Raw genomic sequence first — 6,425 nt, 5'->3', positions numbered from 1 at the left:
TATCTCGAAATCGAAAAGATGCGCTTCGAGGAACGCTTGCGCCCGAGCTTCGAGCTCGATCCGCGCGTCGCCAAGGCGCGGCTGCCGTCACTGCTGCTGCAACCTTTGGTCGAGAATGCGATTAAATATGCGGTAACGCCGCAGGAAGACGGCGCCGAAATCGCCGTCGTCGCGCGGCTCGCCGGGGATCGGGTGCAGATCGTCGTATCCGATACCGGCCCCGGGTTGAACGAGGCGAAGAACCGGTCAAGCGTTTCGATGGCGATTCAGTCCCTTTCAACCGGGGTTGGGCTCGCCAATATCAGGGAGAGACTGGCTCAGGCTTACGGGCCCGATCATAGTTTCGAGACGCGATCGATCCCGGGGGGCGGTTTTGGGGTCGAAATTGAAATCCCGTTCCAGTTCGAGGAACCTAGGAAAGACTCTGCATGACGATCCGCACCATCCTCGTCGATGACGAAAAACTCGCTACTCAGGGCCTCGCATTGCGCCTTGCCGCGCATGACGATGTCGAAATCATCGATACCTGCCAGAACGGCCGCGAAGCGATCCGTTCGATCAAGACCAACAAGCCCGACCTCGTTTTCCTCGATATTCAGATGCCGGGCTTTGACGGCTTTTCGGTCGTGCAAGGGCTGATGGAGGTCGAACCGCCATTGTTCGTCTTCGTCACCGCCTATTCCGATCATGCGCTGAAGGCGTTCGAGACCGACGCGGTCGATTATCTGATGAAGCCCGTGGAGGAATCGCGCCTGGCCGACACGCTCGACCGCGTGCGGCAGCGCTTGACCGAGAAGCGCGGCGTCGAGGAGGCCGACCGCCTCAAGGAAGTGATTGCCGAGATCGCGCCCGATTCGGTCGAGACGCTGGGCGATGCCGAGCATGTCTCGTCCAACCGCTTTGAAAAGCTCATCAACATCAAGGATCGCGGCCAGATCTTCCGCGTCGATGTCGACACGATCGAACTGATCGAGGCGGCGGGCGATTATATGGTGATCAAGACCGGCGACAATTCGCTGGTGCTGCGCGAGACGATGAAGGACCTCGAACGCCGCCTCGACCCGCGCCGCTTCCAGCGCGTCCACCGCTCGACCATCGTCAACCTCGATCTGGTGAAAGAGGTGAAGCCGCACACCAATGGCGAATGCTTTCTGGTGCTGCAATCGAACGCGCAGGTGAAGGTGTCGCGCAGTTACCGGGATGTGGTGGCGCGGTTCGTGCACTGACGTACTCCCCTCCCCTTCAGGGGAGGGGCTTATGCGTTGGAGTCGTCACCGCCCGGTGCCGGATTTTCGAAAAACGACTCAACTTCGCCCGACAGTTTCAGCGTCAGCGGGTTGCCGTGGCGATCGACCTTCTTGCCGAGCGCGACGCGGATCCAGCCCTCGGAACGGCTATATTCCTCGACATCGGTGCGTTGCAGCCCCTTGAAGCGGATGCCGATGCCGCGGGCCAGCACGGCCTCGTCATAATGCGGGCTGCGCGGGTTGGAGGAGAGGCGGTCGGGTGGGAGATCTGTGTCGCTCATGATCGCGGCTCATGACGCAAATCGCGGGCCGACGCCAGACACGAAAAAGGCGCGGGGATCGCGCCCCGCGCCGTTTCTTGATGACGAAATCCGATTAGCGGCAAACGCGGACGCGCACGACCTGATCGTAATAGCGATCATAGCGGCGCTCGACATAGCACCGGTCATAATAGTCGCGACGCTGATAGGCGTAATAACCGTCGCTCGGATAATAATTGTGCGAGCGATAGTAGTTGTCGTCATAATAGGGATCGAACCCGCGCTCGCGATAATAATCGTCGCGATAGCGATCCCGACGGTTGGACGCGATCGCCGCGCCGATCGCGAGGCCGGCGATGCCCGCGACAATCGCGGTGCCGCCATTGTCGCGGTCATGATGGCGATACCCGCCGCCATAACCACCGCCCCAACGCTGCGCTTCGGCCGGGGCCGCTGCCGTCAACGCGGTCGCGCCAAGCGCCACCGCGAGACCGATCTTCTTCATGACACTGTTCACTGCAAAATCTCCTCGCTCCAGCAGCCCCGCATGCATCGCCAAACAACGCACCAATGGGATAGCCTGTTACATCGACTAACCGAGTCGCCCTGAATGCGTGCGGAACGGCAGGTTTACCCGGCGTTCAGCAAAGGAGGATGCCCGCTATGGCCGATTGGCTGCTGAAATCGGAACCCGAGACCTATAGCTGGGACGATTTGGTCGCCGAGGGCCGAACCGAATGGACCGGCGTGCGCAACGCTGCGGCGGCGCTGCATTTGAAGGCGATGCAGATCGGTGACCGCGGCTTTTTCTATCACAGTGGCAAGCCCAAGGAGATCGTCGGCACGGTCGAAGTGACGCGCACAGCGCAGCAGGATGGCGAGGAAGCCCGCTGGGTGTCGGTCGAGATCGCCCCGCGCGCCCCGCTCGCACGGCCGGTGACGCTCGCCGCGATCAAGGCCGAGCCGCGCCTTGCCGGCATGGAATTGCTGCGTCAGTCGCGGCTCAGCGTATCGCCGGTGCGCGCCGCGGAATGGGACGCGATCGCGCAATTGGGATCGGCCGCGGAGTAGCTCAGCTTGGCTTGGCGACCATCACCCAGGCGGCGGCGACCAGCGGAACGGTGATCAGCAGGCCAACGATGAACCACGTCCGGCTCGCCCGCCAATAGGCATCCGGAATGGCGTCGCCCGACTCGAAGGTGCGCGCCATCCGCGCCAGGCGCACTTGCAGTGGCACCAAGATACCGATCCACAGCGCGCCCGAGGCCACGAACAGGATCTGGCCGAGCAGCAGCCAGCGTTCGGACACGAGATCGATCTGCGCGATCGCGGCAGCGCCGTAGCCGCCGATCATTGTCAACGCAGCCCCCCAGACGGTGAGGCTCCAGTCGGTCAATGTGACGAGGCGCTGCCCGAAGCCGACGATCTTCGGGTCCTTGCTGCGATCGGCAAAGAATTTCCAGATCGCGGTCGCGGTGACGTTCCCGAGCAGCATGATGATGCCGAGGATGTGGATGAACTTTGCCGTTTCGTAAGCCATGCTCGATTTCTATCCGCGTTCCCGGCACGGTCAAACGGCTTGGACGCAGCTGCGTACGTACTCGAGGTCCGCGCCCATCCCTTCGTTCGGCCCCGGACTTGATCCGGGGCTGTCGAAGCCCTGCGTGCCACAAAGCCATGCTGGACGTTTGGCACGCTGCCCTTCGACAAGCTCAGGGCGAACGGGAGGGGGTGCAGCCTCCCAAAAGACGCTGAGAAGCGCCCACGAAAAAGGGGCCCGACGCTTGCGCGCCCGGCCCCTTTCGCATCGGCTAGCAATGGCTCAGCTTTGCAGCTTGGCCCGGCTCGCACGCTTGCGGTCATTCGCGTCGAGATAGCGCTTGCGCAGCCGGATCGACTTGGGCGTCACTTCGACCAACTCGTCATCGTCGATATAGGCAATCGCCTGCTCAAGCGTCGCGCGCTTGGGCGGGGTCAGGCGCACGGTGTCGTCCTTGCCGCTGACGCGGAAGTTGGTCAGCGCCTTGGTCTTCATCGGATTGACTTCGAGATCGTCGGGCTTGGCATTCTCGCCGACGATCATGCCCTCGTACAGCGCCTCGCCATGCGCGACGAACAGGATGCCGCGCTCCTCAAGCGGGCCAAGCGCGTAGGTATTGGCTTCGCCGGCACCGTTCGAAATCAGCACGCCGTTCTTGCGGCCTTCGATATTGCCCTTGTGCGGGCCATACTTCTCGAACAGCCGGTTCATGATGCCGGTGCCGCGCGTGTCCGACAGGAACTCGCCGTGATAGCCGATCATCCCGCGGCTGGGCGCGGAGAAGGTGATGCGCGTCTTGCCGCCGACCGATGGCCGCATGTCGGTCATCTCGGCCTTGCGGATGTTCATCTTCTCGACGACCGTGCCCGAATATTCGTCATCGACATCGATGATGACGGTTTCGTACGGCTCGGTCTTCTTGCCGTCCTCATCCTCGCCGAACAGCACGCGCGGACGGCTGATGCCGAGCTCGAAGCCCTCGCGGCGCATCGTCTCGATCAGCACGCCGAGCTGAAGCTCGCCGCGACCGGCGACTTCGAAGCTGTCCTTGTCGGCCGCCTCGGTCACCTTCACGGCGACGTTCGATTCGGCTTCGCGGAACAAGCGCTCGCGGATCATGCGGCTCGTCACCTTGGTGCCCTCGCGGCCCGCCATCGGCGAATCGTTGACGGCAAAGCGCATCGACAGCGTCGGCGGATCGATCGGCTGGGCGTGGAGTGGTTCGGTCACGCTGGTGTCGGCGATCGTGTCGGCGACGGTCGCAATCGACAGGCCGGCGAGGCTGATGATGTCGCCTGCCTTGGCTTCGTCGACCGGCACGCGATCGAGCCCGCGGAACGACATGATCTTCGACGCGCGGCCGGTCTCGATGACCTTGCCGTCATTGTTGAGCGCGTGGATCGGCTGGTTAACCTTGACCACGCCCGAATTGACGCGGCCGGTGAGGATGCGACCGAGAAAGGGATCGCGATCGAGCAGCGTCACGAGGAACGTGAACGGCACGCCGGCGACTTCCACCGCGGGGGGTGCCACATGGCTGACGATCGTTTCGAACATCGGGATCAGCGTGCCTTCGCGCGCATCCATGTCGGTCGAGGCATAGCCGTTGCGGCCCGATGCGTAGAGCACGGGGAAATCGAGCTGCTCGTCCGTTGCGTCGAGCGACACGAACAGATCGAACACTTCGTCGAGCACTTCCTGAATGCGCGCGTCGTTGCGGTCGACCTTGTTGACGACGACGATCGGCTTGAGGCCGAGCGCCAGCGCCTTGCCGGTGACGAACTTCGTCTGCGGCATCGCGCCTTCCGACGAATCGACCAGCAGGACGACGCCATCGACCATGCTCAGGATGCGTTCGACTTCGCCGCCGAAATCGGCGTGGCCGGGGGTGTCGACGATGTTGATACGGATGCTCTCGCTCGCGCCCGGGGGCGTCCAGTCGACCGAGGTCGGCTTGGCGAGAATCGTGATGCCACGCTCTTTTTCGAGATCATTCGAATCCATCGCGCGCTCTTCGATGCGCTGATTGTCGCGGAAGGTGCCGGATTGACGGAACAATTGATCGACGAGAGTGGTCTTGCCGTGATCGACGTGGGCGATGATCGCCACGTTGCGGAGGCTCATAAAGTGTCCTGATGCTAAAGCGGAAGTGTTCGCGCCGCCGCATAGCGCAAAATGTTGCGCTGCGCAAAGGCCATAGGCCGAGCCGCTATCGCACGTTGACGAGCAGCAATTCAGCGGATTCGGCATTGACCGGCTTCGAGTACAGAAAACCCTGGCCGAATTCGCACCCCATGCGTTGCAAATGGAGGCGCTGACGGTAGGTTTCCACCCCTTCGGCGATGACCGACAGGTTCATCGTCGATGCCAGATCGAGCACCGCCTGCACGATCCCGGTGCTGATGGGATCGCTCCCTACCCCCACCCCCAGCCCCGACACGAAACTACGATCCAGCTTCAATGTGTTGAACGGATAGCGATGGAGGTGGCCCAGCGAGGAATAGCCCGTCCCGAAATCATCGAGGCTGATCTTCACACCGACGTCGCGCAAATCGGTCATAATGCGCACGGCGCGGTCGGGGTTGGCGACGGCGATCCCTTCGGTAATCTCAAGCGAGATCGTAGCGGGATCAATCCCCGCCTCCCGGATCGTCGTTCTGACCAACTCGGTGAAGCCGGATTGGAGGAACTGGCGCGGCGACACGTTGATGCTCATCGTGACCGGCTTGCGATGCGCGAACCGCCGGTGCCAGCGCGCCGTGGCCTCACAGGCTTCGCGGAGCACCCAACTGCCGATCGTGACGATCAGCCCGGTTTCCTCGGCAATGTCGATGAAATGGCCGGGAGCAACCAGTTCATCGGGCCGGCGCTGCCAGCGCAATAGCGCCTCAAAGCCTGATATTGCCCCGGTCTTGAGCACGACGATCGGCTGGTAATAAAGCTCGAACTCATCGCGCCGCAGCGCACCGCGCAGGTCATTTTCAGTCTGTAGCCGGGTCAGCGCGCGCTGGCGCAACACCTTGTCGAACACCGCAACCTGGCCGCGCCCCCGCGCCTTCGCCTCGTACATCGCAGTATCGGCCATGCGCAGCAGATCCTGCGCGGTCGCCCCGCGCTTGTGCGCAAAGGCCAGGCCAATGCTGCCATCGCTGTGAACGTCATTCACGCCCACCAGATGCGGCTGGGCCAGCGCGGCGAGAATCGTATCGGCAATCGCATGCGGAACGGCTTCATCGGCGAAATCTTCGATCACGACCGTAAATTCGTCGCCGCCGAGCCGCGCAAGCGTGACCATCGGCCAATCCATCCCCGCTGCCGCCTGTGCTGCCGCTTGCGCTGCCAGCACATCGGCCAGCCGCCGCGCGGTGGCCACCAGCA

8 protein-coding genes are annotated in these 6,425 nt (G+C 62.8%); 3 read left to right on the top strand and 5 right to left on the bottom strand.

Going from position 1 to position 6,425, the window contains the following annotated elements; genetic code table 11:
- Together ABWP09_RS06450 and ABWP09_RS06445 are read left to right on the top strand one after the other, a co-directional pair.
- On the top strand, positions 1-432 hold a 432-nt coding region (locus ABWP09_RS06450; RefSeq protein ID WP_353204326.1), incomplete at its 5' end, for a sensor histidine kinase.
- Positions 429-1,226, top strand: a complete 798-nt coding sequence (locus tag ABWP09_RS06445; RefSeq protein ID WP_353204325.1) for a LytR/AlgR family response regulator transcription factor — start codon at positions 429-431, stop codon at positions 1,224-1,226. The genes ABWP09_RS06450 and ABWP09_RS06445, both read left to right, overlap by 4 nt.
- Before the next feature lie 29 nt (positions 1,227-1,255).
- Here the strand turns inward: ABWP09_RS06445 and ABWP09_RS06440 are convergent, their stop codons facing one another.
- Both ABWP09_RS06440 and ABWP09_RS06435 read right to left on the bottom strand, forming a co-directional pair.
- Positions 1,256-1,528: a DUF3297 family protein gene (locus ABWP09_RS06440; protein ID WP_353204324.1), complete on the bottom strand. Its 273-nt coding sequence runs from the start codon at positions 1,526-1,528 to the stop codon at positions 1,256-1,258.
- A 94-nt stretch (positions 1,529-1,622) separates the two neighbouring features.
- On the bottom strand, positions 1,623-2,024 hold the full coding sequence (locus ABWP09_RS06435) for a hypothetical protein (RefSeq protein ID WP_353204323.1): 402 nt from the start codon (positions 2,022-2,024) through the stop codon (positions 1,623-1,625).
- 146 nt (positions 2,025-2,170) lie between these two features.
- Between ABWP09_RS06435 and ABWP09_RS06430 the strand changes: the two genes are divergently transcribed.
- Positions 2,171-2,578, top strand: coding sequence for an EVE domain-containing protein (locus ABWP09_RS06430; protein ID WP_353204322.1), 408 nt, complete (start codon positions 2,171-2,173; stop codon positions 2,576-2,578).
- Position 2,579: 1 nt separating this feature from the next.
- Here the strand turns inward: ABWP09_RS06430 and ABWP09_RS06425 are convergent, their stop codons facing one another.
- The 3 genes from ABWP09_RS06425 to ABWP09_RS06415 form a co-directional block, all read right to left on the bottom strand.
- Positions 2,580-3,047 carry a DUF2269 family protein gene (locus tag ABWP09_RS06425; RefSeq protein ID WP_353204321.1) on the bottom strand — a complete coding sequence of 156 codons (468 nt, stop codon included), beginning with the start codon at positions 3,045-3,047 and terminating at the stop codon, positions 2,580-2,582.
- A gap of 282 nt (positions 3,048-3,329) precedes the next feature.
- Positions 3,330-5,171, bottom strand: a complete 1,842-nt coding sequence (gene typA / locus ABWP09_RS06420; RefSeq protein WP_353204320.1) for a translational GTPase TypA — start codon at positions 5,169-5,171, stop codon at positions 3,330-3,332.
- A gap of 85 nt (positions 5,172-5,256) precedes the next feature.
- A partial coding sequence (locus ABWP09_RS06415) for a putative bifunctional diguanylate cyclase/phosphodiesterase (RefSeq protein WP_353204319.1) occupies positions 5,257-6,425 on the bottom strand: 1,169 nt, incomplete at its 5' end.

Source organism: Sphingomonas sp. (genome assembly GCF_040398505.1).
Taxonomy (GTDB): Bacteria; Pseudomonadota; Alphaproteobacteria; order Sphingomonadales; family Sphingomonadaceae; genus Sphingomonas.
This window is presented reverse-complemented; position numbering and strand designations above follow the sequence as displayed.